The 22,028-nt window shown below is 48.2% G+C and carries 22 protein-coding genes; 13 read left to right on the top strand and 9 right to left on the bottom strand.

The features are described 5' to 3' along the window. Window positions 1-39 precede the first annotated feature (39 nt). The 4 genes from NLX82_RS17060 to NLX82_RS17045 all read right to left on the bottom strand — a co-directional run bounded on the left by NLX82_RS17060 (window position 40) and on the right by NLX82_RS17045 (window position 5,195). The gene (locus NLX82_RS17060; protein ID WP_254348676.1) at window positions 40-1,134 is read right to left on the bottom strand and encodes a glycosyltransferase family 4 protein; all 1,095 of its coding nucleotides are present in this window, start codon (window positions 1,132-1,134) and stop codon (window positions 40-42) included. Between the two features lie 51 nt (window positions 1,135-1,185). Further along, window positions 1,186-2,280 carry a tetratricopeptide repeat-containing glycosyltransferase gene (locus NLX82_RS17055; RefSeq protein ID WP_254348675.1) on the bottom strand — a complete coding sequence of 365 codons (1,095 nt, stop codon included), beginning with the start codon at window positions 2,278-2,280 and terminating at the stop codon, window positions 1,186-1,188. A gap of 58 nt (window positions 2,281-2,338) precedes the next feature. Then, on the bottom strand, window positions 2,339-3,430 hold the full coding sequence (locus NLX82_RS17050) for a glycosyltransferase (RefSeq protein WP_069080661.1): 1,092 nt from the start codon (window positions 3,428-3,430) through the stop codon (window positions 2,339-2,341). Between the two features lie 193 nt (window positions 3,431-3,623). Next, window positions 3,624-5,195, bottom strand: a complete 1,572-nt coding sequence (locus NLX82_RS17045; RefSeq protein ID WP_302055870.1) for an NTTRR-F1 domain — start codon at window positions 5,193-5,195, stop codon at window positions 3,624-3,626. A 437-nt stretch (window positions 5,196-5,632) separates the two neighbouring features. Between NLX82_RS17045 and NLX82_RS17040 the strand changes: the two genes are divergently transcribed. The 4 genes from NLX82_RS17040 to NLX82_RS17025 are packed head-to-tail and all read left to right on the top strand — an operon-like array spanning window position 5,633 to window position 9,799. Further along, window positions 5,633-6,748 (top strand): ABC transporter ATP-binding protein, encoded by a 1,116-nt coding sequence (locus NLX82_RS17040; RefSeq protein WP_023990076.1) that lies wholly within the window; start codon window positions 5,633-5,635, stop codon window positions 6,746-6,748. Beyond that, window positions 6,745-7,467: an ABC transporter permease gene (locus NLX82_RS17035; RefSeq protein ID WP_028541495.1), complete on the top strand. Its 723-nt coding sequence runs from the start codon at window positions 6,745-6,747 to the stop codon at window positions 7,465-7,467. Before NLX82_RS17040 ends, NLX82_RS17035 begins: the two co-directional genes overlap by 4 nt. 5 nt (window positions 7,468-7,472) lie before the next feature. Further along, the gene (locus NLX82_RS17030; RefSeq protein ID WP_023990074.1) at window positions 7,473-8,864 is read left to right on the top strand and encodes a GldG family protein; all 1,392 of its coding nucleotides are present in this window, start codon (window positions 7,473-7,475) and stop codon (window positions 8,862-8,864) included. Beyond that, window positions 8,861-9,799: a DUF4340 domain-containing protein gene (locus NLX82_RS17025; protein ID WP_023990073.1), complete on the top strand. Its 939-nt coding sequence runs from the start codon at window positions 8,861-8,863 to the stop codon at window positions 9,797-9,799. The genes NLX82_RS17030 and NLX82_RS17025 overlap by 4 nt, the downstream gene beginning before the upstream one ends. 74 nt (window positions 9,800-9,873) lie before the next feature. Here the strand turns inward: NLX82_RS17025 and NLX82_RS17020 are convergent, their stop codons facing one another. Continuing rightward, window positions 9,874-10,077 carry a hypothetical protein gene (locus NLX82_RS17020; protein WP_023990072.1) on the bottom strand — a complete coding sequence of 68 codons (204 nt, stop codon included), beginning with the start codon at window positions 10,075-10,077 and terminating at the stop codon, window positions 9,874-9,876. A gap of 186 nt (window positions 10,078-10,263) precedes the next feature. Here NLX82_RS17020 and NLX82_RS17015 point away from each other — a divergent pair, with 186 nt between their 5' ends. The 3 genes from NLX82_RS17015 to NLX82_RS17005 are packed head-to-tail and all read left to right on the top strand — an operon-like array spanning window position 10,264 to window position 11,519. Continuing rightward, window positions 10,264-10,620, top strand: coding sequence for a hypothetical protein (locus NLX82_RS17015; RefSeq protein ID WP_025719486.1), 357 nt, complete (start codon window positions 10,264-10,266; stop codon window positions 10,618-10,620). After that, the gene (locus NLX82_RS27580; RefSeq protein WP_071642683.1) at window positions 10,563-10,805 is read left to right on the top strand and encodes a helix-turn-helix domain-containing protein; all 243 of its coding nucleotides are present in this window, start codon (window positions 10,563-10,565) and stop codon (window positions 10,803-10,805) included. Before NLX82_RS17015 ends, NLX82_RS27580 begins: the two co-directional genes overlap by 58 nt. A 54-nt stretch (window positions 10,806-10,859) precedes the next feature. Continuing rightward, window positions 10,860-11,519 (top strand): hypothetical protein, encoded by a 660-nt coding sequence (locus NLX82_RS17005; protein ID WP_023990070.1) that lies wholly within the window; start codon window positions 10,860-10,862, stop codon window positions 11,517-11,519. 116 nt (window positions 11,520-11,635) lie between these two features. Here the strand turns inward: NLX82_RS17005 and NLX82_RS17000 are convergent, their stop codons facing one another. Continuing rightward, complete coding sequence (locus NLX82_RS17000; protein ID WP_023990069.1) at window positions 11,636-13,213, bottom strand: esterase/lipase family protein; 1,578 nt, start codon at window positions 13,211-13,213, stop codon at window positions 11,636-11,638. A 195-nt stretch (window positions 13,214-13,408) separates the two neighbouring features. Here NLX82_RS17000 and NLX82_RS16995 point away from each other — a divergent pair, with 195 nt between their 5' ends. Further along, complete coding sequence (locus NLX82_RS16995) at window positions 13,409-14,371, top strand: YhcN/YlaJ family sporulation lipoprotein (protein WP_028541499.1); 963 nt, start codon at window positions 13,409-13,411, stop codon at window positions 14,369-14,371. Between the two features lie 105 nt (window positions 14,372-14,476). Here the strand turns inward: NLX82_RS16995 and nagA are convergent, their stop codons facing one another. The 3 genes from nagA to NLX82_RS16980 are packed head-to-tail and all read right to left on the bottom strand — an operon-like array spanning window position 14,477 to window position 17,290. Beyond that, window positions 14,477-15,697, bottom strand: coding sequence for an N-acetylglucosamine-6-phosphate deacetylase (gene nagA / locus NLX82_RS16990; RefSeq protein ID WP_254348674.1), 1,221 nt, complete (start codon window positions 15,695-15,697; stop codon window positions 14,477-14,479). Then, window positions 15,694-16,422: a glucosamine-6-phosphate deaminase gene (gene nagB, locus NLX82_RS16985; protein ID WP_068941770.1), complete on the bottom strand. Its 729-nt coding sequence runs from the start codon at window positions 16,420-16,422 to the stop codon at window positions 15,694-15,696. The genes nagA and nagB overlap by 4 nt, the downstream gene beginning before the upstream one ends. Window position 16,423: 1 nt before the next feature. Further along, the gene (locus NLX82_RS16980) at window positions 16,424-17,290 is read right to left on the bottom strand and encodes a MurR/RpiR family transcriptional regulator (RefSeq protein ID WP_023990065.1); all 867 of its coding nucleotides are present in this window, start codon (window positions 17,288-17,290) and stop codon (window positions 16,424-16,426) included. A gap of 357 nt (window positions 17,291-17,647) precedes the next feature. Here NLX82_RS16980 and NLX82_RS16975 point away from each other — a divergent pair, with 357 nt between their 5' ends. Genes NLX82_RS16975 through NLX82_RS16955 form a run of 5 tightly spaced genes read left to right on the top strand, consistent with a single transcriptional unit; the run spans window position 17,648 to window position 21,987 of the window. Then, window positions 17,648-17,926, top strand: a complete 279-nt coding sequence (locus tag NLX82_RS16975; protein ID WP_013311713.1) for an acyl carrier protein — start codon at window positions 17,648-17,650, stop codon at window positions 17,924-17,926. A gap of 49 nt (window positions 17,927-17,975) precedes the next feature. After that, the gene (locus NLX82_RS16970) at window positions 17,976-19,169 is read left to right on the top strand and encodes a radical SAM/SPASM domain-containing protein (protein WP_023990063.1); all 1,194 of its coding nucleotides are present in this window, start codon (window positions 17,976-17,978) and stop codon (window positions 19,167-19,169) included. A gap of 55 nt (window positions 19,170-19,224) precedes the next feature. Continuing rightward, a complete protein-coding gene (locus NLX82_RS16965; RefSeq protein WP_076159747.1) occupies window positions 19,225-20,601 on the top strand; it encodes a preATP grasp domain-containing protein in 1,377 nt (458 codons plus the stop codon). Window positions 20,602-20,618: 17 nt separating this feature from the next. Next, a complete protein-coding gene (locus NLX82_RS16960; RefSeq protein WP_023990061.1) occupies window positions 20,619-20,864 on the top strand; it encodes an acyl carrier protein in 246 nt (81 codons plus the stop codon). Window positions 20,865-20,901: 37 nt separating this feature from the next. Beyond that, the gene (locus tag NLX82_RS16955; protein ID WP_254348673.1) at window positions 20,902-21,987 is read left to right on the top strand and encodes a hypothetical protein; all 1,086 of its coding nucleotides are present in this window, start codon (window positions 20,902-20,904) and stop codon (window positions 21,985-21,987) included. The last annotated feature ends 41 nt before the right edge of the window (window positions 21,988-22,028 follow it).

Raw genomic sequence — 22,028 nt, 5'->3', positions numbered from 1 at the left:
ACCCGTATATAACAAGGGTTGTCGTCAGCTGTTTTTTAGTTACCTCACACCCAGCGTGTTCATCATCTGCCGGAAGGAGCGCACATATTTGTCTGGTGCCAACAGGTTAACGATTCGCTCCAGCCCTTTTCTGCGGATAGATTCGCGTTGAGGTACGTTGTTCATCAGGTCTAGTCCTTGCAGTATCGCCTGCAAGATGTCCCCCTGCTGATAAAATTTACCGGTTTCGTTGTGGTCAATGAATGCTCGTACTCCGTCTGAATCAGAGCTTAATACCGGGCAACGACAGGCCATCGCCTCAGCAACCGCATAGCCGAAGCCCTCTACCAGCGAGGTCGATAGCAGGTAGCCGCCTGAGTCGCCAATCATGGAGTAGTACAGGGGCATTTGGGCATGAGGTACGCTTTTAAAACGCTCGATAATGGAGGACATGCCAAGCTGAGCAAGCATGTTCTCGAATTGTATTTTATCCTCCGGCTGAGACAAGGTGTCATCATAAAACATCCAGATTCGAAGATCCGCACGGTTTTGCAGCATCCAGTAAGAAATGTCGACAAAATGCCTCCAGTTCTTGTTGGGCTCCAACCGCCCAACCCAGCCAATAATCGGATTGATCGGAGGAGTGTTAGGTACATAATTAAATACGCTGGTATCCAGTACGTTTGGAAATACATAACGATTAAGCCATGGACACATGTCGGTAAATAGCTGCACCAGATGAGTTGTATTGGGCAAGAGCACCGCGTTGGCATGTCTCTGAAGATACGGAACTGCATCCGCGACCACCCAAGCAGCCTCTTCGTGAGAACCAAAGCCCTGCGATTCATAGATTAATACCCCCTGATAGCCCAACATTCGCAGTCTGGGGAGCATAGGATAATCCGATGAGACGATAATTGCATCATAGCGGTTAGTAATTACCAGCATTCGAATTTCTTCTTCAGAGGAAGTCATGAATACAGGAATATCGCCGTTCAGGTTTTGCATCCCTGTACCTTGCTGATAATAGAGAAGATGACATTCAATCCCGTCCTGCATGAGCACTTTACAGCGTTGGCGGTTCAAGGTTTCTACGCCGCCGCTCGGTATATAAAAAGTAAATAGAACTTTGATCTCAATAACCTCCTTTGCCAATCACAAGCTCCTATACCAAGTTATTCAACCTACAGGACGGGGTGTGGGTTTCTATGGAAGCCTAGATTGAATTAGCGCATAATTATGGCTAAGGCGAGAATCGTCCGGGGAGCGCTCTGTTGCTTCTCTCGCAAATTCACAAGCTTTGTGTAAAAGGCCTAACTCGTAGCAAGCGAGGGCACCAAGATCATACAGTGTGGCGTCCCAGCAAAAATCCTCTTGCATGTACGTATCCGGTCGTGTTGAAATACGTAACGCTTCTTCAACCATATGATAGACAGCGGACCAGTTCCGTGTATGATAGGCCAGCTGAGCCATTTCCGTGTAAGGTTCACGTAAATACGGTGCTTCCGCAATAGCCCGGTATAACCAACGTGTTGCCTCCTGCCATTGTTCACTTGCTTTATAGGCTCTAGAAATAAAGCGCATCGAAGCGCTGCGTTCATCTGCCCAGCGTGCCTGCGGCATGGCAAGATGTTGTTGCAGTGTAGCAATGCACTCGTCCCAACGGCCATGATACATATATTCCCGCCCCAAGTAATGCATGTTGCGGTCTTCCTCAGGAAACTCGCGCACAGACTGCTCCAGCAGTGGAAGGTATTGGCTGCGGGACTTGTGCGGATCGGGATCATGATACAAGCGTAGCTGGTCGGATCGGATGCTGCGTTCTTCACCCTTCCCGATATATTCAAGCACCTCGTGAACCGGGCGTACCCAGCGGTAACCGTGACGAGTGTGTATTTTTTCTTTCCAGAACCATGTATAAACGGTATCTTGCCCAGGCTGTCCATGTGTAAAGGCATATAGCATCCGGGTAGTTCCTTCCCTCCAGTTGCGTTCCAGCCGCGACCGCCAACCTTCCTCCCAGACTTCGTCCAGATCCGTACAGACACAAATATCTATATCGTCAGGGACCAGCCGTAGGGACTCATTGCGAGCCTTGTCAAAACGCCAAGGAGTTACCTGGATACGATGCACCTCTGCACCCGCTTCGCGTAGCAGAGAAACGGTATCGTCTGTAGAGCCGGTGTCCGCTACAATGACAACATCGGCTTCACGCATGGTGTGCATCCATCGTTTGGCGAATCGGGCTTCATTTTTGCTAATGGCATAGACAGCTATCTTGTACCGATTCGATTGTTGCATTCCGCTTGCTCCTCCTTTGACTTACTTAAAGATTGAGGGTTGAGTATGGGGGACATCTCTATTGGGGAGGATTCAGGATTGAGCTGAAAAATTGTCGATTATGCAGGACATGCGGGTCGTTGGGAATATACGTGGCAGCTTGCTCGTTGTGCCAATTCGCACGTGTGTAATCCTTCAGCCGAAAATGGCAAATGCATAGCTGGATATGAGGAAACCACGTTTGGTACGCGTCCTGTACTGGGCCCATCGTGTCGGGAGGATTGAGAGTGGTAGCCATGTCGTACCAATAAATAGCTTTGGTAATCTCATTTTTATGCAAAAAATAATGACCTATCCGACAGCATAGATCTGCCCTGGGTGTATCGAAGGTCAAACTATGGAGAGCCGCGGTAATACTTTGCTCCAGCTTGCCCAGTTGTTGCAGGCAGTCGGCCATTTTGCTACATGCACTAATCGCATCCTCTACCCAGCATTGTCCGGTATCCAGAAAATTCCGGTAAGCCTGCACGGCCTGCTCATATCTTTCATTATCTCTTAACTCGTTAGCGTAATAGTAGAGGTCACGAGGAGAGAAGGCATGACCTTGGGCGAGCAACTTCTCATAAATTCGCAGGTTTCGCCCTGGAGAGGCCGTGTGTGTTCTAGTGTGAGTTATGGCGATATCGGCATGTTGAATATTCCCGTCAACGGCGAGGTACTCATGCACGGCTCCATGCCAACGGAACCCGGCTGACCTTCTGATCAAGCGGTTTCGGCGAAAATGTAGGGTGACATTGCCGTGATCATCAAAGGCATAATGATAATTCATAGACACAGAATCGACGGTTGGTACAGCTGAGGAATCAAGGGTTTGCTTTAGCTCAAGCAGCTTAACGGCATCCTGCTCCTTCAAAATATCATCGGCATCAAGCCAGAGAATGTACTCCTGCGTAGCTTGCTCAAACGAATAGTTACGTGCAAGGGCAAAATGATCTACCCATTCAAATGGAAAAATTCGATCTGTAAAGTTGCGACATATGTCAATGGTCCGATCCTGTGAACCTGTGTCCACGATATTGATCTCATCCACAATAGGATGGACCGATTCCAGGCAACGGCCAATGGTATGTTGATCATTTTTGACGATCATGCACAGGCTGATACTGATCAATTGAGCATCACTCCTTTGGAAACCATCTAAGGATTCAGGTCAAACATAAAGTTGGATTTTTAAAAGAGGCCTGAGTTATAGAAGCCCTGCCGCAACTGCGGCAGGGCATGGATGACAAAGCCTTAACATGCTGTACGGCTTTGTCGATAAGGTATGGTACATCGCTTAAAAATGATGTGACAGAAAAAGGAGGTTAGAGTCCGGTAGGCCCCGTAGGTCCAGTCGGCCCTGTAGGTCCGGTAGGTCCAATCGGTCCTTCTGGGCCTGTGTCTCCTGTTGGTCCAATCGGTCCAGTCGGCCCTGTAGGTCCGACAGGTCCAGTAACACCAGTGTCGCCCGTGGCGCCAGTAGGTCCGACAGGTCCGGTAGCACCAGTGTCGCCCGTGGCGCCAGTAGGTCCGATAGGTCCAGTAACACCAGTGTCGCCCGTGGCGCCAGTAGGTCCGACAGGTCCAGTAACACCAGTGTCGCCCGTGGCGCCAGTAGGTCCGACAGGTCCGGTAGCACCTGTGTCGCCAGTGGCGCCAGTAGGTCCGATAGGTCCAGTAACACCAGTGTCGCCTGTAGCGCCAGTAGGCCCGATAGATCCGGTAACGCCAATGTCGCCCGTGGCACCAGTAGGTCCAGCAGGTCCGGTAGCACCTGTATCACCCGTGGCTCCTGTAGGTCCGACAGGGCCAGTAGCACCAGTGTCGCCTGTGGCGCCAGTAGGCCCGACAGGTCCAGTAGCGCCTGTGTCGCCAATAGGCCCGATCGGTCCGATTGGTCCAGCAGGTCCGGTAACACCAGTGTCCCCCGTGGCGCCAGTAGGTCCGACAGGTCCGGTAGCACCTGTGTCGCCCGTGGCTCCCGTAGGCCCAACAGGTCCAGTAAATCCAAGGCCAAATGGTCCGGTAGGTCCAGTCGGCCCCGCAGGTCCGGTATCGCCCGTAGGCCCAATAGGTCCAGTAACACCAGTGTCACCCGTGGCACCAGTAGGTCCGACAGGTCCAGTAACACCAGTGTCACCCGTGGCGCCCGTAGGCCCGACAGGTCCAGTAACACCAGTGTCACCTGTGGCGCCAGTAGGTCCGACAGGTCCAGTAACACCAGTGTCACCCGTGGCACCAGTAGGTCCGACAGGTCCGGTAACACCAGTGTCGCCCGTGGCACCAGTAGGTCCGACAGGTCCAGTAACACCAGTGTCACCCGTGGCACCAGTAGGTCCGACAGGTCCAGTAACACCAGTGTCGCCCGTAGCGCCCGTAGGCCCGACAGGTCCGGCTGGTCCTACAGCTCCAGCTGCACTTGCTTTAACAAGAGCAATAGAATCAATGGCTACATCAGCAGTGTTAGCCAAGGCATTTTTACTAATAACCAAAAAGGCATAGGCTGCGTTGGCTGGAACAGGAGCTGTTACTTCATATAGGCTTTGCCATGTTCCGTTCACAGCGTCTGGCAATGTGCCTGAGCTCAAATAGGTAGTTAGCCCCGTGCCAAGGAAGCTAAAGGCTGCGTCATAGTAATACAGAAATATGTTAACTTGAGGACTGGACAGGCTTCCTATTTTTGCAGCTGAAAGACTTAACGTATAGCTTTCGCCTGGTACAGCAAAAACGACCTGGGAAAGAGATGCATCTACTGCGCCTCCTGCCAGGATCGCACTATAAAAGTTTGTCTTTTTTACAGATAAGTTAGTGACAGTCACATTGACAGAGCTCCAAAAAAGGGTTGATCCGATCTCGAAGTCGCCGTTAGAAACTAGATTGGTAAACAATACACTCATCGCTTTTATACACTCCCTTCACACGTTGTAATGATAGTAGATGCGAATCCATATCCTAGCGAACCGTACAAGTTTCCGAGGGCAGATGTGTATTTTTGTGTTCACATTTCAGACACATTATTTTAAGCTTCTATTTAAGTGACGTTAAGCTGGAGTTATATGTGGGGGATTATCATTAGAATTTAAAAGTGTAGCATAAGGTGCGGGGAGACCGCTCCGCGAAGGCTTTGAGCTTCCGATCGCTGTTGCTGTAGGATTCTTCTTTGATTAGATAAGACATATAAAGGTAAGAATCCTACAGCAAAGGCGAATGCTGGCGCTTCTCCAGCTTCAAATCCTCCGCTTCGCTGCTACCCGCTACTCATGCAACATTTTAGGTGGGAGGGAAGTAGGGGAGCAGCAGGGAGAAGATTACGATAAAAGAAAGGGTGGAACATGTGCTCAAAGTGCAGCAGGTGAGCAAGTGGTATGAGGGCAACCGGGGGGTACATAAGCTGGATTTTGAAATGCAGCGCGGTGAAATTGTTGGTTTCCTGGGGCCGAATGGTGCGGGTAAAACGACGACGATGCGCATGATTACAGGGTATCTTCAACCCAACGAGGGAGTGATTACAATTGACGGTATCCCGATTCAGGATAAGGGCAGACAGGCCCGTTCCAAAATCGGTTATCTGCCGGAGACTCCCCCTTTGTATGAGGATATGTCCGTAAGATCCTATTTAAAGTTTGTAGCTAGTATTCGGGACGTGCCTGCGAGAGAGCAGAAGCTGCGTATTTCGGAGATGATTTCCAGGCTAGGACTGAATGGGCGGGAAAAACAATTAGTCCGCAGTTTGTCCAAAGGGTATAAACAGCGCTTGGGACTGGCAGGTGCGATTATTCATAACCCGGATTTATTGGTATTGGATGAACCAACCTCAGGTTTGGACCCCAATCAGATTTTGGAGATTCGTCAGCTCATTCAGGAGATTGGCGAAAATCATACGGTATTGCTAAGTACGCATATATTGCCTGAGGTGGATGCTTTGTGCAATCGTGTTCTCATCATCCATGAAGGGAAACTGGTCATGGATGGGCGCCCTGATGCGCTCGGCGGTTCGATGGAAGATGGATTCAAGGTGAAGGTGGAGGTCAGAGGGAAGCGTGAGCAGGTGCTGGATGTCCTGCGTACTTGGGGGAAAGTAGAGGTTGAATCTATGGCGACCACGCTGCCTCCAGCGAACACGGAGCTGACTGCCGCAGAGCCAGATATGACCGGATTGCTACTCACAGGAGACTCAGGTGAGGATTTTCGCGAAGAACTATTTTATGTGCTGTCTGATGCGAGGCTTCCAATTTTGGAGATGAAAAAAGAAAACCTTAGCTTGGAAAATATCTTCCAGCAGTTAACGACCCGCGAGACGGAAGAAGGTCAGGTCAGCGATCCAGCAGTACAAGACCTACATTCCTCGGAGAATGCAGCCCCTACGGCTATCACGGTGGAGCATGGAGATGCTGCGTCCGGCGACGATAAGGCTGAAGAAGATAAGGATACAGGAGGTAATCGGTCATGAGGCGTTTGTTCGCGGTCTGTCAAAAAGAGCTGCAAGCCTATCTGTGGACACCAACGACCTATTTTGCGCTTGCAGTGTACATGCTGCTGACGGGGTTGCTTTTTTATACAAATTTTGTTATGTATCAGCCTAGCATTCTGGACTATCGGCTGGTACTCGGTGACACCTTGTCCATGCTGGTGTTCGTCGTCCCATTGCTCACGATGAGGCTGGTTGCGGAGGAATTCAGGCAAGGTACGGATGAACTGCTGCTTACCTCACCTGTGAGTGTGACGGAAATGATCGTAGGTAAATTTTTGGCGTCGCTGGGCATGTTGCTCATATTAGTGCTGTGCAGTCTAGCGTATCCGGTCGTGATGTCCTTTTATGGGAAGCTGGATTGGACGCTGGTATTAACATCTGTGATCGGTCTGTTCATGCTTGGCGCAGCCATGATGGCGATCGGCTTATTCGCTTCGACGCTTTCACAGCATCAGATGATGTCGGCGGTCGTCAGTTTTATTATTTTACTTGTGTTCTGGATGCTGGATTCGTTTGGTGGACAGACGGGTGCATCTGCGGCGGTACAGCAATGGCTGGAACCTTTTTCACTAACCGCACGGTTTGACAGTTTCACCAAAGGATTGCTGAATGGAGCCGATGTGATGTACTACGTGACGGTGGCGGTGCTCTTTTTGCTATTCAGTATCCAAGTGGTTGAACGGAAACGGTGGAGGTAATGAATATGAAAAAATGGCTGGGTCATACCAATAGTGTGGTACTATCGATTGCTGCTGTAGGGATTTTTATTTTATTGACGTTATTTCTGCGGTCGTTAGGTGGCTTTCAACTGGATCTGACGGCAGGCAAGCAGTATACGCTGTCTGACCAAACGTTGACGACCATCCAGGGTGTAAAGGAAGACGTACGGCTCATTGCTTTTACCGTATCCACTTCACAAAATCAGAAGCTGAACCGGGATGTTACGGATATGCTGAATGAATACGCCAAGCGTAACAACAAGCTCAAGGTCGAGCAATACGATCTGAATCAGGAACCGATACTGGCCAAGCAATATGGTGTTACTGCAGCGTCTATTGTGTTGGTGCAAGGGGAGAAGAAGCGGGTTATAGATATTGGGAGTCTATTTACGCAAGCTCAGGGGAGTGGCGAAGGGGCATACCAATTTACCGGGGAAGAAAAGCTGACTAGTGGACTGTTGGGATTATCATCTACCCGTCAAGGGAAAGTAGCCTTTCTAACTGGACATGAGGAAATCCCATTGTCCCAAATGACTGAATTAAGTAGCTCACTGTCACAAGATAATGTGAAAACAGAGGAAGTTCAGCTCAATCAGGCGGGGAGCGTGCCCAAAGATGCGTCTGTATTGGCTATTGTCGGACCAGAACGTGATATCAGTGCAACGGAACTGAAGAGTATTCGTACGTATCTGAATGATGGCGGAAAGCTTTTTATGGCACTAGGCTTTCACCCGAACATGGGGTCCGATTGGAAAAACCTTGATGCATTAGCGGCTGATTATGGAGTGAAGGACACTCATGCCATCGTGGTGGATCAGGAACAGACGAATACACTTGGACCTCTATGGACGGTTCCTACCTTCGGCAGTCATGCGATCACCGACAAGTTGGCGGCTTCCAATCTGTACCCGGTTCTTTCACTGTCTATTGCTTTGCAGGCAGGAGAGCAGAAGGATTGGAAGACGACGCTTTTGATGAAATCTTCTGCAGCCAGCTATGGCGAAACGAATATCCAAGGGCTGCTGAACAACGAAACGCAGAAGGATGACAAGGACCCGCAGGGGCCGCTGAATCTCGGTTATGCGGTAGAAGGGAAAGACGGCAAGCCCAAAGCCGTTATTCTCGGAACGTCTGCCCTTTTAAGCGACACTGAGATCAACACAGGAGGCAATCGAGACTTTGTGCTGAACAGTCTGAATTATGTGCAGGAACATTCTGATGGGCTTACCATTCGTCCTCGTCAGGAGCAGGATTATAAGGTAGCTTACTTGACTCCTGCACAAGCAAAAACGATATTGACCATATCTGTCATCGGATTGCCGTTGCTATTCGCGGTCATCGGAATCTTATTATGGTGGAGGCGAAGAAGAGCATGAGAAAATGGATACCCACAGTGCTACTGTTAGTTGTATTGGGAGCGGGTATAATCTATGCAAAGAGCCAAAACTTCTTTCGTGAACAAGCGCCGGCGGCTCGCCAGCTGGTTCAGCTTACGCAAGAGAATATTACGTCTTTCGCGATCACAGGAAAGGACGGCAAGTCGGTGGAACTTGAACAACATGATGGTCAATGGAGTATGAGCAAGCCACGGACTTACCCGCTAAACCAATATACAATAGACAATTGGCTAGCAGCGATTCAAAATGTAAAGTTGGGTGAAGTGGTGGAATCTTCCCCTACAGACGTAGCCAAATATGGGATCAGCGCTACCCATGATCAGATTGAGATTAAGACCAAGAAGGGCGACGTTCGTACCTTTGCCTTCGGTGAAACGTTGCCTTCCGGAGATGCTGTTTATGTATTATCAGACAAAAAAGAGATAGCTTCTGTACCTATAGATACACTTTCAGGGTTGTTGCTGGGTGCTGATGATTTTATAGATACAACGCCGTTCGATTGGGACGATACCAAGCTGAGCGGAATAGAGTGGGAAGGCCAAAATTCTTCATGGATGCTCAAATCCTCCGGTAACAGCGGAACCGGAGACAGTGCTTCCACATCTTGGACGCTGAACGGAAAGTCAGTAGCCAATGACACGGCGACTTCCCTCTCGCAGCAAATCAAAAACCTGGCTAGCAGTCAGGCCTTGCGCAAAGCCTCCGAGCTGAGCAAGCCTGTTCACCGCTTTACGCTGAGTATATCGCTGGGTAAGGATGATTCCCAGCTGGTCTATCAGGGCTGGACGCTTAACGATGATCCAGATACCGTATGGGTTGTGCCGCCACAAAGTAACTGGGCTTATGGTCTGTCAGTATCTGACGTGAACCGTACTGAACAGAATGGCCACGACCAAGCTCAGACTGGAAAATAATCATTAGAAATTAAATTAGCGCACAAAGAGGCTCCAACGGCGGATGATCGTCGTCTGGAGCTTCTTTGTGTTCGTTATTCGTCAGGTTTGCTGCTTTTGGAAGAAGAGCTGTTATTGTCGTTTAAATCTTGGATAACCTGAATCAGCTCATGAAGTGAGAGATCCAGCTTATCCAGCTTTTCTTCCATCGTGTGCAGGATGTGCCGCAACAAAATAAAACAAAGTCCAGCCGGAAAGCCTACGTTGGTAACCAGAGAAAGAGCATCATCCATTTGCAATGTATTCCCTCCTTTTTAGCCATATATAAAGGAAGGTAAATTAAAAGAACCATATACAACTGCATGTAAAAATAGTATAATAAATAAGAACAAATGTTCTGTTTTGGTTGTGAAATAGGTTTGCAAATTACCCTATAGTATGAGGATTTAGAAAAAGTCAAATCCAAAGAGAAAGGGTGATTTACAATGGATAAGTCTCAGCTAACATTGGTGGAACAATATCGAAAGAAGCTGTACCGCATTGCCTGGAGAATCCAGTATCGTGCTCGGGTACAAACCAATCATGAATTTGTAATGGAAAAGAACGAAGCCGTCAGCGCCCCATCTTTTACAGAATCTTCAAACTCTAATATGTACACACTACAGCTTATCAACTCTCTATCTTCTGAGATCGGAAAAATGATCATCTTTGACCTTTACATACTAGACAAAACCGAAGCACAGATTGCAAAAGAGTTAAAGCTATCCCAACAGGCGGTGAATAAATGGAAAAAGAAAATGCTCAAAGAGTTATTTCGGATGCTGAGTTCGTCCAATTGCTAAAATTAGTACGAAGTGGAGATCAGGAGGCCATGTGTAGGATACTTCAATTGTTCGAGGAAGACATTCAAAAGACCAGTCGGTATATTCGTATGTCCCGTGAAGATGCTGTCCAAAGCATTGTGACTGATTTTATAGAAGAACTGCAACAAGAGTTAAAGACAGTAAAAAGTGGACAATGGATATAGCCTTGGCTATCCTTATCCGTAGATTTACTTATTTAACGGAGGGCTTATAAGTTTATGAGTGATAACAGGGCTTCTTTTGAAAAAAGTATGAAGATGTACCCAGTCAACAGTATTCGTTCCAATGTCATCATTCTTGTTTCATTACTGTTAGATCTGTTTCTAGTTATCCCCTTAGTGGGAAATCCATACATTGCAGTTTACGTTTATGTACTGTTGCCACCGATTGTTATGATAAACATTTGGGCCCTTGTACTGGTCATCATGCCACGCAAATTGCAGTTGAATTACATTTTATTCCGTGGTGTATTTGGTTTGGTTTGTTCTATTGGCTTCATGATCATGACACAAAAGTTTGCTTATGGCATGTTGGATCTGGATACTCCATGGTATTTTGTAGGTTCTTTTGCCCTTTATGGAGTGGCCTTGTATTACTTTATAAAATATAATTTAACGAAATTCAAAGATCCTTCAAATCATAAGAAGAAACCAAAGTTTAAGGAAAAAAACAAAAGAGCGCCTGTAGTAACTATCACCACATTTACTGGGGCTGGTTATCTGATAGCTAATGTTTCCCTCGGATTCGCTACACAACAATTAGTTGCCACAGTATTGATAAGTGTATACTCGATGCTGGCATGTGTTCTTTTTCATTTTATTATGGATATACACCACTACTATTGGCTTCATAAGCTGAGGAATCAGACAACGGATTGAACACAACGAATGCCTTACAAAGTATTATTTCTATCAAGATGTTTTGTAATGAAAAAAAGCCTGCAAACGCCCCAACTATAATGGGGGTTTGCAGGCTTTTTAGGTTGTAGATTTATTTAGTCAACATACTTGTTGCCGTCAGCATCAATATAAATGGATTGAACAGCTGTGCGGCGGTACGGATATCCAGCCTCTGTGGTGCCGCTAATTTCATAGGTTACAGAATAGATGCCGGGCTTGTCCGCTTTGGATAGCTCAATTTGTCCGGTAGGGTTAACGTTTTTTTGCTGTACCGTCAAACCTTTGGATGTAGAAGTGACTCCTTGCTGCGGATCACCATAATATTGAACTTGGTAGGTGACTTGTGTAACACTGTTCGGGGAATCCTGTGGTTTCAAATTTAGCTTCGGGCCCACTGCATTTAAATTGTATTTCAGCTCAGGAACTTGAACAGCCTGGTAACGTGCAATCAGGAGATACGCTCCATTATCAGGAACCGTGACGTTCAGTTTATAGGTGCCCGGTTTTGGATTTTGAATGACGGCGTTATGATGCCAGGCACCAGCAAAAATATCGTCATCATAGCCTGCTTTCAGATTAATAATTTCACTAGTACCGTCAGGCTTGGTTAGTTCCAGTTTACTCACACGTTTATCGCTGATCCAGTCCAGATCAATGGATTTTACACCATTTTCAACAGTGAGGGTTTGTGAGGCTTTTCCATTATAATCGCCGCCTCGGATAAAATATGAATTATCGATCTCGCTATAGGTGGATTGTGAAGCAGAAGCAGTCAGGGAAGATGCTGAAAGTGCCTCAGTTTCCTGATTCAATGCTGGAGTGTTCGCTTGGAGGTAGGGTTGGATCAGGGAGAAGACGTAAGAACCAGTGCGAACCTTGGCATGATCCCAAGATCCGACTTTAACTACACGTCCGCCGGGAAGCTTAGCGTTGTCGACTGTGACCACTCCATCATTCTTACCAAAGGAGGAGAGGTAAAGTCCGCCCAGTATGTAGGAAGCAGTGCCGCCAGACCAGTTATCACCAGCAAACGTGAAGAATGGAACTGTAGTCGCATTACTAAGTGAATCGGTCTTGGTTCGGAAATACTTCATATAAGATGTTTGTAAAGTGGAGGTACCGGGATTTTGTGACCCGACGATATCTGCCAGCCATCCGGCCCAGCTACTGTAGGCGAGATCTGCAAGTTGTGAACCATGATGAGGACTGCTGAGGGTGATGACACGTTGTACATAAGGAGCGGCTCCGTTATATACGAGAGCGGTTTGAGTATCCACTCCACCTTTGCTGTGGGCGATGACGATAAGCTTTTTTCCAAAGTGATTGCTGATGACCTTAATTTTGTCGGCCAGAAGCTTACCATTGTCCCACATATCTTGGGATGTGCCAGTTGTATCGTACAGATTAATGGTGGCTGTCTGGTATCCGGCGTCACGTGCGCGCTGAAGCATATCGTTATCATTCTTGGTCCAGACTTCAGCGCTACTGTTCAAACCATGTACGAACAATAGTGCGGGCTTGGCTGGATCAACGCGATTAGGTGGTGGACCTTCTGCCCAGCTTCCGGCGGGATCTTTTGGGGGTTGGGGTGTAGTGGAGCCTGCAAAAGCGCCAACGGGAACAAGAGTAACTGATAACAAAAAAATGAGCATCAAAACGGTGATCTTTTTCAAACTGAAAATCCTCCTTTGTAAAATAAAGTATTTTTCAAGCTTATTATACATGCCATCTTGTGGTAAATCATCAATTGTATTTCATATTTACATTAAAATTTTATTTTTTTAGTCATTTTTTAGTCAGGATATCCCTATGATTCATAGCGCATGATAATCTCGTCACACATTTTATAATGTATGGAGGATGAGTTCATGCCAGGAACTAAGAAGGTCATCAGTTTTACGATTTCTGCTGCTTTACTCGCCAGTATGGCTGCTTTGACCGGGTGCGGAAATGCCGATCATAACGTTCGTACGAACAGTACACGCTATAACGCGCAAAGCACACATCATATGGATGGTGTGAACCGTTATGGTATGGATGGTGTCAATCGTTATGGGGTTAAGTCCAATGGTATGGACGGGATGGCATTGAATGAAAATGCCAACCGAACCGGACATCCAGTCCGTAATCTGCAAGTCGATCGCAATTTGTCCAAACGTATATCCGAGATGCCGGATGTAAAGTCTGCGACAGTGCTGGTCGGTGAACGACATGCCTATGTAGCCGTTTCCTTGAAAGACCAAGCTAACGGAACAGGTGTTGGTGCTCCAAGTGTTGACGGTACTCCAAGTGCAAATAGTATTGGACGTAACGGGAATGTACCGAGTGTGAATGGCGTTAATGGTACTAGAGGAAACCGTACTACGGATACTACAACGCCTGGAATGACAGACAATGGAGTAACCGGGAATGGAACACCTGCGCGTCGTGATGACGGTTTATTCGGTACGATGGGTACAGGCTCGTACGGTATGTTGCGTGGCTTGACGGACAACAATCGCGCAAATACCGGAAACACCACCATCGAGGGAGCAAGAACTGCATATGAACCAAGTGATGCAGTCAAGAGCCGTATCGCTAATAAAGTGAAGCAATTTGCGCCTTCGATTGAACAGGTGTATGTATCCGCTAACCCGGACTTTGTTAAACAAGCCACTGACTTTACACACAGTGTGCAAAATGGTCATCCGATTAGAGGCTTGAGCAATGAAATGGTGGACGTGATTGAACGTGTATTCCCAACTCCGGCGGCTGGTACAAACCGTCCAATGGAAAATACAGCACCCACACGCCCACAAAATCATACGCCCGCGCCAATGAATCATCGCTAATTCAAACCCTATAAGTGTGTGCAATGCCAAAGAAAGAGCTATCCATCTCAGCGAATACGCTGGTGGATAGCTCTTTAGTTTTGGGGAATGATAACTATAACTGAATTATTTACGCAATCCTTTAATCCATACGCCTTGCAGCTTTAAGTCTCCATCCAGTAACAGGATGTCTGCTTGTTTACCTGCTTCAAGCGAACCTGTACGATCAGCAATGTGCAAGGATCGAGCCGGATTCAGGCTGGCCATTTGTGATGCCGCGGGAATACTTATACCCACATGTTGAACCAAGTAGCGGAAGCCTTCAATCATCGTTAGTGTGCTTCCTGCCAAAGTGACGCCATCCTCCAGTCGTGCTACACCGCCCTGCACGATCACCGGCAAATCGCCGAGCGTATAATGACCGTCTTCCAGACCAGTAGCAGACATGGCATCTGTGATGAGAATGAGATTATGATCCTGCTTTAATCTAGCGAGCAGGGAAATGGCGGCGGGATGCACATGAATGCCGTCCGCGATGATTTCTGCTTCAATGCGCGGATCAGCGAGTACGGCTCCGGCGGCTCCCGGCTTGCGATGATGCAGCGGAGTCATAGCATTAAATGCATGCACCGCATGATTCAGCCCCGCCGTCGCTGCCTGTTCAACCTCTTCATACGTAGCATCCGTATGACCGAGAGCCGCGGTAATGCCATGGCTACGCAGCCATGCAATCAGTTCCAGCGCTCCTTCCCGTTCGGGCGCAAGCGTGAGCTGGCGAACAAGGCCTGGATAGCGCTGCTCCCATTCTGCCACCCATGAGAGATTCGGTGGCACGATATGTTCTGGGTTTTGCGCTCCAGGCCAGTTCGGACTGATGAACGGCCCTTCCAGATGTACGCCCTCCAACTGAGCATAGGGCATAGGTAGTGCCATGTATGCGTGAACTTCACTCAATACCCGGTCAATCTGTTCCTTGGGCGCGGTCATGGTGGTAGCCAGCATAGCCGTCGTTCCTTGTGAACCGTGAAAGGAGGTGATCGTATCCAGCACCCTTGGACTGGAGTCCATAAAGTCCTCACCGTTACCGCCGTGAACATGAATATCAATAAAGCCTGGTAGCAGATAGCCTCCTTTCAAACGCACAATGTTTGCGGTTTTCGCTGCGCTTTCTTCCTGATTTGCCAAGACTACCGCTGTCCAATCGGCGGGTAAATGCTCTTCTGAACCAGCGTATACAATGGATTGCCCCTCAATGACGACAACCCCTTTTTCAATGATGTCATTTCCAACGACAACTTGCCCATACAGTAGCTGGGGTACGTTACCACTCATTTCATTTGACTTCAATTGAACCCTCCTCCTGCTTTCTGATCCAGCAAAATAAGTGCATTGGGGTGACATTGCAGCAGAGAAGCCGGACACTCAGTCGTGACAGGTCCAGTTAAAGCCTGCTTTATAATATCAGCCTTATCCGAACCAAAAGCCACCAGTATAATTTGCTTCGCTTTAAGAATCGTGCCTACTCCCATCGTAACTGCTTGCCTGGGTACAGCATCTATATCGCCAAAAAATCGAGCATTCGCCGAGCGCGTACTTTCTTTCAAATCTACAACATGTGTGGCTCCAGTCAAGCGGTGACCAGGTTCGTTAAAGCCGATATGACCATTATGACCAATGCCAAGCAATTGCAGATCCACGGGTCCATGGTCCAAAATGGCCTGCTCGTGCGCTGCACATTCTGCTGCCAGATCCAGTGCATTCCCGTCAGGGACACGTGTATGGGATATCGGAATATCGATATGCTGGAACAAGTGCTCATTCATAAAGCTTCGATAGCTCTGCGGATGTTCTGGGGGAAGACCAACATACTCATCAAGATTCACGGAATAGGCTCGTGCAAAACTGACCTGTCCCTTGCTGTACATATCTGCAAGATGTTGGTAAATGCCAATCGGCGTACTACCGGTGGCCAGGCCAAGCATGGCCTGTGGTTTGGATAGCAGCAAGCTGGCGATCACAGCGGCGGCAGTAGCGTTCAGGTCCTCACGGCTGTTCAAAATGCGTATGTTCATCTTAGTGACCCCCTGGTTGTTTTTTGAGCTTGCTCACTTGTTGATATGAACCTTCCAATCTCGGAATATATTTGTCAAAATCTGCGCTCACCATACCTGTAAACAGAATATCTATGATATGAAGCTGGGCAATGCGGGAGGCCATATCCCCACGTCGCATTCCTTCCTCCAATGAGGAGGAAAATAGCGCAATATCCGCAAGACCTGCCAGCGTATTGTTTCCGAAGGAGGTCAGGGATAATGTCTTAGCCCCCTGTTCCTTTGCACAACGTAGAGCCGCAATGGTCTCCTGGGTTTCTCCTGAATAAGAGACGGCAAAGGCGACATCTCCTGCTCCGAGCGAGGAGGCAGAGGTAATCTGCATATGCGAATCTGCAAAGGCAGTGCTGTTCTTGCCAATACGGATGAGCTTCTGGTAAAAATCCTGTGCCACAATCGACGATGTCGCCATCCCATAGAGATCAATGCGGCTCGTGGCTGACAGCCATGCAATGGCCTGCTCCAGCTTGTCGTAATCCAGCAGTCGGGTCGTGTCCGCAATGGATGCGGTATGGTTCGCCTGAATAGCCTGCACGATTCGGGAAAGTGAATTTCCGGCGACAATATCCTGATAGGATTCTTCACCATTACGGTTGGAGTGGGACAACTCGGCGGCCAGCTTCATTTTGAAATCGGGATAGCCTTTAAAATGTAGTGATTTGCAAAACCGCGTAACGGTCGCCGCACTCACACCACAACGCTCTGACAGCTCCCGAATACCCAAATGCAGCACATCTTCCGGGGATTGCAGGATGGATTCCGCCAGCTTGCGCTCCTGTACGGGAAGCTGCTCCAGTCTATGGGCTAATGTATGAAGAATGGGGGACATGAGCTGTGCTCCTTTGGCTGTAGAATGTTTGTGTGAAAAAAAGTATCGTATACAAGAAGAATATAAGGAAAAACATTTTCATGTGTATTGTAAAATAATTCTGCCGCTCATGCAAGAGATGTGAGGAGAATTTTTATTAGATTTTGCGAAAAAATAGCCGGCGAAAATTGTAGAAGTTATCATACATTAATTTACATATTGCGAGTTTTACTTACAAAACAACCTATTGACTTGTCTCTTCATTGGAGGAGTATAATTGAATAAAGTTCCAGTGAAGGAATTTTTCTAGGAGCTTTCTTTGCAGAGGGCATCGTTGGGTGGAACGAACAGAATCTCATTCACAAGGAGGAGTTTGCTATGCAAAGCCAAGTGATTGAAATGATCAGCGCGGTTAAGGAAGATCCTGAACTGGTCGCTAAGCTGGATGGACATTCGGACATTATTCATGATGCCGGACTGGATTCGTTGCAGTTGGTTCATTTCATGCTGCAAGTGGAGGATGCGTTTGATGTGGAGATTGATTTTGATTCCTTTGAGCTAGAGCATTTGAGCTCGGTAGATGCGTTTTGCAGCTACATTCAGGGGATCAGCGATGCGGAACAAGCGCCGCACCTGGAGGGAATGGAGACGGTCTGACGTACAGCTTGGTACATGTGCCTGAAAATCCATTAAACGAGGTGTTAGCATGCAGCCCAAAAGCAATGTGCTGATTGATGAGAAAGCGTTCAAGCTCATCAAGCGTAACCTGAAAAACGCTTCTGTATCTTACCGTAACGCCACACAGGACCCTACTTTCAAAACGGACATGCCCCAGACGATCGGCATTAAGCTGACCAACCGCTGCAACCTGAGATGTACACACTGTTTTGAATGGAACGAGGAAGGCTACCATCACCAAATGGATAAAGAAGAACAAAACATGGATCTTGCTCCGGACATGCTCCGGCAGATTTTGAGCGAAACCAAGGAAGCCAAGTCCAGACTGTACATGTGGGGCGGCGAACCGATGTTTCACCGGCGTTTTGATGAAATTTTGGACGTGCTGGCGGAAGATCGGCGCGAAATGACCTTTTGTACAAATGGATTACTTATTGATAAATATTTGGACCGGATTTTGGATTTGTCCGAAAATCTGGAGTTATTAATAGCGATTGAAGGTTTTGAAAGAGAACACGATCTAATTCGCGGTAAAGGCACCTTTCAAAAAACAATGCGGCAGATGGATAAGCTGATTGAACTGCGCGACCAGGGATTGTACAAGGGACGGGTAACTGTCCATGCGGTCATTAACGATAACATGATCGGACGGATGTACGAATTTCTGCAAATGCTGGAGGACAAAAGGCTGGATCTGGTGCTGCTGACGTTCCCCTGGTACATTTCCAAAGAGACCTCCCTCAAAATGGATGAATATTTCACACATAATTTCTCCTGGCTCCGACAACTTGAAGAAAAAAATATTAGTAGCTGGCATGCTTTCAAATATAAAATCAACCCGGATAACATCGATCCTCTGATGCAGGAACTACAGCGGATCAATGAGCGAGTATGGAACATTCGCGTGCGCTATCAGCCCGGTTTGGATTATGAGGAAATTGATAAATTTATACATGGCGAGGAAATGGTCAGCCGTTGTTCCAATCATTGTTTGGCGCTCACCTCCAGAACAGATATTTTACCAGACGGGAAGGTCATGCCTTGCAAATTTTTCAGTGAGTTCACGATTGGAAGCATGCGTGAGCACAGTCTGAAGGAGATATGGAACTCGGATGCGTATGAGAAAACTCGTCAAAAGATTAATCATGAAGGATTGACTCCGGTGTGCTCCAAATGCAGCGTATTGTATCTGCACGGGGCAGGCTCTCTGAAATACATTTAGTTTTCTATGGATGTTGTTTGTTACTGGATGGAAGAGAGAGGGATGATGACAAGACGTGACGACTAAAACTATTAACCTTGTGGAAGCGCTTGCGCATGAACGGGACCATGGAGTCCTGATTTGGCTGTTTAATATCGGCGCAGAGCAAGTGTGGCATCCATCCCCCCGCAAGGGGGGCATGGTAGACCGGGATGAACAGCAAGTCGTAAACCGGATGGAGGAAATGAATCTCCTGCTATGTCGAAGTCAGGATGTCATTGTACTTCGGGAACAGCCGGATGAGGCGTTTCTGGACATGCTCCAACGGTTGGGCTTTAGCCTGCCGCGTATTGAGGTGCCGGAGCCTTCTGATCCGCTAACGCCGATTTCAGAGCTGGTGCTGGCGGATGAGGCGCTTTTGGCACGACTGCGCACGGTTGCAGATGCAGGCCACAGCAGCGGCGGAGCCAAAGCGTGGCTCGTCCCCTATGCGGTCACACCGCAGGAGGAAGCGATTGCGGAGCTTTGCGGGCTAGAGCTGATCGGTGCTCCATCCGCGGTCAGTGCTCAGGTGAATGATAAAATATTCAGCCGCCTGACCGCGCAAAAGCTTGGTTTTGCCGTCAGCGAAGGCGCTGTATGTGCAGACGAATCGGCGATCCGCAGGGAGTGTGCCAGACTGGCTGACTTATCGGATGGACCTGTGAAGCTGATTATCAAGCAACCGCACGGTGCCTCAGGACAAGGCATGTATATGCTGGACGAGCTGTCCAAGCTGGACACACTGCTGAGTGTGATGAAGCGTTTTGGCGGCTCGTCGCCATCTTCCTGCGGTTGGCTGGTGGAGCGCTGGCACAATAAGCAGATGGATCTGAACTACCAGCTCTGCATTGACGAGGGCGGTGGTGTGACGATGTTTTCGCTAAAAAGGCAAAACGTGGATGGCACCGTATATATCGGATCTCAAGTGCCGGCTGAGATTGGCGATGCGCTGGAGGAAGAAGTGAGACGCTGCGCCTATCAGCTGGGTACGCATCTCTATTCCATTGGGTATACGGGAATGGCCTCTATTGACGGTTTTGTTGACGAAGAAGGTTTGCTGGTTCCAGTCATTGAGATAAATGGTAGATTTACGTTGTCTACCTATATTTCGTTCCTGTCATCCGTCCTGGGAGAACAGCATAAAACATTATCCCGTTATTACCGCAACGTTACCGCTACACCTCTCACCTACAGCCGCTTGTGCGGGTTGCTCGCGGAGGAGGGCTTGCTCTATACGCCCGAACGTCCAGAAGGGGTGTTTGTGTATACGGCGGGTACATTGTCTGGTATTCCTGTGAAGCGGGGCTATGTGAACCGGATTTTCACACTTATTTTGGCAGACAGCTGGCAGGAAGCTGATGCTTATGCGCACAAATTGGAAGGTATTATTGCTGGATTAGGATGCTCATAAATTGGAGGGAATCAAAAATGAAAACAGATGTATACCATGTAGTACCCTTGCTGGAAAAGATTTTGAAACTGGCTCCGGGAGAACTGGAACAGTTGACTCCGGATCAGGATCTGCGAACCTTGGGGCTGAATTCCTTATCCGCTGTGGAATTAATTGTAGAGTTGGAAAATGAGCTTGATATTACGATGGAGGACGACGATCTAGTGCTGGAGCATCTATCTACACTGCAAGGCATCGAGCGTCTGCTGGGCAAATATGCATAAGGGCGCTGAAAAGACAAGGTTGATGCAGGAATCCGATATGGAGACTCGTCATGATTCCGTTGTGGACTATGGTGCAGAAGAAGTCGCAAACGCTCTTCCAGGGAAACATTGTGTATATTCTTCCCTGCGTACCTCATTGCGGAGGTACGGAGTGAACATGGCCGAATCCGAGCTATTCATGCTGTGTGGAAGTATGTGCGCAGAGTACGGTGGAGATTTGAAGCGCTTCGGACCTGAGAAATATCCGGAGCAGCTTCAAGAAATGGCAGCCAGTGGTGGACCTGTTATTCGGGTGGAACCGTGGGTCGCTGGTGTCAGCGATGAAACCAACCTGTTGCAGGTACTCACATCGGGCTACGGTACCATGCTGCATACGTCGAGCACCGCTTTAACCTATCACGATGTATATGTGAAAAATTACCCAAGGGGCCACGTGATTGAGTTGTGCGGGTTGGACTTGCAAGAACGGACAGCACAGGTGAATGACAGCTTCCTGCTCGATTCCTCGGGACATGCCATGACTTATGTGGGCTCAGCCCGGCTCGACGATCTGATGCAGGGCATTATTGAGTATGCATGGCTGGTGGAGCAGCCTGCCCCGCTTTCGCCAAGTGAGATGCATGCTGCGTGTGCTCATCATATTCGACAGTATTTGACTGGACACGAAGCCATCTGGAGAGGCGTACCTACGTCTAATGAGTCGGAAAGTCAAACGGGGAAAGCTGTGACAGGCAAGCAGGTCAAGCGGGGAGATGAGGGGTACCGGGCATTTGTCGGTGACTTCCATCTGTTGGCAGACATGGAGGATCAGGATTTTCGGACGTACTGTCATGAAATCTATTACAATCTGCGATTGGGCAGTGCCCTTCATTTGACGGATTATACAGCTGATTATTGCCTGCTGCATCAAGCTACGCTGGGACCACAAACACAGCATGTAATTGAATTGGCACAGGCGCTGTACGCGGATTGGCACAAGCTTAATCTGCATATTTACAAAACAGGGCTTCAACTGCGCAAGCATCGGATGCCTGAAATTACGGAACGAGCTTTGCACTTAATTGAAAGACAGCGGCATATGCTGGAGGAACTGATGATTTTAGCAGAGAAAGCAGCCGAGTAGTCCAAGCATTCGGCCGCATAAGAAACGTTCATCAGGTGTCC

This window comes from Paenibacillus sp. A3M_27_13, from assembly GCF_024213315.1.
Taxonomy (GTDB): Bacteria; Bacillota; Bacilli; order Paenibacillales; family Paenibacillaceae; genus Paenibacillus; species Paenibacillus polymyxa_B.
This window is presented reverse-complemented; position numbering and strand designations above follow the sequence as displayed.